Below are 2611 nucleotides of genomic sequence, written 5' to 3'. Positions count from 1 at the left end.
CCGTGCCGGTGATGGCATCCCAGCCCACCAGCCCCATCAGCAGACCCAGCACCGTCATGCCCAGGGCCTTGAGAAAAGAACCCGAGGCCAGCACCGTGGCGCCCACCAGCGCGAGCACCAGCAAGGCGGTGTATTCGGTCGGGCCGAAATGAAAACCCAGCGTCACCACCCAGGGCGCCAGAGCGGCCACCAGGCCAATGCCGATGCAACCGGCCAGAAACGAACTCAGGGTGGCCACCGACAACGCCGCGCCCGCGCGGCCTTGCAGCGCCAGCGGATGGCCGTCCAGGCTGGTCATGACCGACGAGGGTTCACCCGGCCGGTTGAGCACGATGGCCGACACCGAACCGCCGTATTGCGCGCCGTAGTACACCCCGGCCAGCACCATCAGGCTGGGCAAGGCCTGCAGCCCCAGGGTGGCGGGCAACAGCAGGCTGATCGCGGCCACCGGGCCCACGCCCGGCAACAGGCCGAACAGCGAACCCACCAACACACCGCAACCCACCAGCAACCAGACGTGGACCGACCAGGCGGCCTGCAAGCCCAGCGCCAGTTGATCCCACCAAGAAAATGCCATGTTCGTGCCTTGGGTATTCGGGTGTTCAGCGCGGCGCCAGGGCCGGCCACAAAGGCGTGTCCAGACCCAGCACCAGCCAGATGCCGGCCACCAACAGCGTCAGCAACAGCGCCCACGAGGCGCTGTACCTGGGCAACGGGTCGCGCAGCGGCAGCACCGCCAGCAGGAATCCGCCCAAACCGATCACCAGTCCCAGCGTCGGCCAGGCCGACATCGATGCGCCGACCCAAGGCCACTGGGCAGGCCCGTTGCACAGGGCGAGCCAGAACAAGCCGCCCAGCACCCGCAGCAAACCCGGCAGCCCCCAGTGGGCGATGCGCCCACCGCCCACCGACTCGAAGGCCAGCGCCTTGAAGGCCAGCACCACACCGAGCAGCGCCAAGGCCACACCGAGAGCCAGGGGCAGCAAGCCGGGGCCCATTTGCCGCATCTGCCCCAGCGGATGGCCGGCCGCGGCCCAGGCAAAACCCACGCCCAGGCACAGAAACAGCAAGCCGGTGAGAAAGTCTTTCTGGTTCTTGATCATGTGATGCGGTCTTGCGTGGAAACCGGCGGAATCATTGCACCGGCGGCGTGCACGACAAGACCTCTTCCATGGTGGTCAGGCCTTCGGCCACGCGCACCGCACCGGCCAGGCGCAGCGGGCGCATTCCGTCGGCGACGGCCTGCTTGCGCAGCACGTCCAGTTGCGGTTCGCGGCTGACTTTTTCTTTGAAGGCTTCGGTCACCGTGAGCAACTCGTACAAGCCCATGCGGCCACGAAAGCCGGTCATGCGGCATTCCACACAGCCCACCGGCTCGTAGGGCCGGTATTTGCCGCTCACGCTCCAGGGTTTGACCAGATCGGTGAGCGCGGCGCGCGAGACGCTGGCCTGCGTTTCGTCTTCGCGGGTGCGGCAGGCCGGGCACAAGGTGCGCACCAGGCGCTGGGCCAGCACGCCCAGCACCGTGGCGTTGATGAGATAGGGCGGAATGCCCAGCTCCATCAGCCGCATGACGGCCGAGGGCGCATCGTTGGTGTGCAGCGTGGTGAACACCAGGTGGCCTGTGAGCGCGGCCTGCACCGCCATTTCGGCGGTGGCCAGGTCGCGCACCTCGCCCACCATGATGATGTCCGGGTCTTGCCGCATGAGGGCGCGCAGACCTTGAATGAAGTCCAGATCCAGATGCGCTTGCACCTGGGTCTGGTTGAAGGCCGGTTCGATCATCTCGATCGGGTCTTCCACCGTGCTCACGTTCACCTCTTCGGTGGCCAGGCGCTTGAGCGTGGCGTACAACGTGGTGGTCTTGCCCGAGCCGGTGGGGCCGGTCACCAGCACAATGCCGTGCGGGCGCCGCGTGAGCTCTTCCCAGCGCTGGGCGTCGTGCGCCGCAAAGCCCAGCGCGCTCAGGTCTTTCACCGTGGTGTCGGGGTCGAAAATGCGCATCACCAGCTTTTCGCCAAATGCGGTGGGCAAGGTGGACAAGCGCATCTCCACCTCGTCGCCCCGCGCCGCGCCGGTCGCAGTGGTGCCCGTGCCACCACCGGGCGCGGGCCGCAGCGTCTTGATGCGGCCGTCCTGGGGGCGGCGCTTTTCCACCACGTCCATGCGGCCCAGCAACTTGATGCGCGCGATCATCGCGCCCATCACACCCATGGGCATCTGGTAGACCGGGTGCAGCACGCCGTCGATGCGAAAGCGGATCACGCCCTGCTCGCGCCGGGGCTCCAGGTGGATGTCGCTGGCGCGCTGGTCGAACGCGTACTGCCACAACCAGTCCACCACCTGCACCACGCCCTGGTCGTTGGCGTCGAGCTGCTTGTTGCCCTTGCCCAGTTCCACCAGTTGCTCAAAGCTGCTGAAAGCCCCTTGTGCGCCACTTTTGTTGGCGGCCCGCACCGACTTGGCCAGCGCAAAAAATTCCGCCGTGTAGCGGCTGATGGCCGCCGGACTGGCCAGCACCAGGCGCACGCTGCGCCGCGTCTGGCGCTCCAGCTCGTCCACCCAATCGCGCACAAAGGGCTCGGCGGTGGCCACCACCACCTCGGTGCTG

3 protein-coding genes are annotated in these 2611 nt (G+C 67.3%); all 3 read right to left on the bottom strand.

Annotated features, from left to right (window positions below):
* The coding region (locus ABYB95_RS21175) for a tripartite tricarboxylate transporter permease (RefSeq protein ID WP_372661567.1) at nt 1-577 on the bottom strand (577 nt) is incomplete at its 3' end.
* A gap of 25 nt (nt 578-602) precedes the next feature.
* Entirely contained in the window at nt 603-1103 is a 501-nt protein-coding gene (locus tag ABYB95_RS21170) for a hypothetical protein (protein WP_372661564.1), read from the bottom strand.
* A gap of 31 nt (nt 1104-1134) precedes the next feature.
* Nucleotides 1135-2611, bottom strand: a 1477-nt coding sequence (locus ABYB95_RS21165; protein ID WP_372661561.1) for a GspE/PulE family protein, incomplete at its 5' end; no start/stop codon positions are given.

This window comes from Hydrogenophaga sp., from assembly GCF_041633695.1.
Taxonomy (GTDB): domain Bacteria; phylum Pseudomonadota; class Gammaproteobacteria; order Burkholderiales; family Burkholderiaceae_C; genus Hydrogenophaga.
This window is presented reverse-complemented; position numbering and strand designations above follow the sequence as displayed.

Coding starts and splice junctions, on each gene's coding strand:
- ABYB95_RS21170 (WP_372661564.1), bottom strand. CDS start 1,103: ATGATCAAGAACCAGAAAGACTTTCTCACCGGCTTGCTGTTTCTGTGC.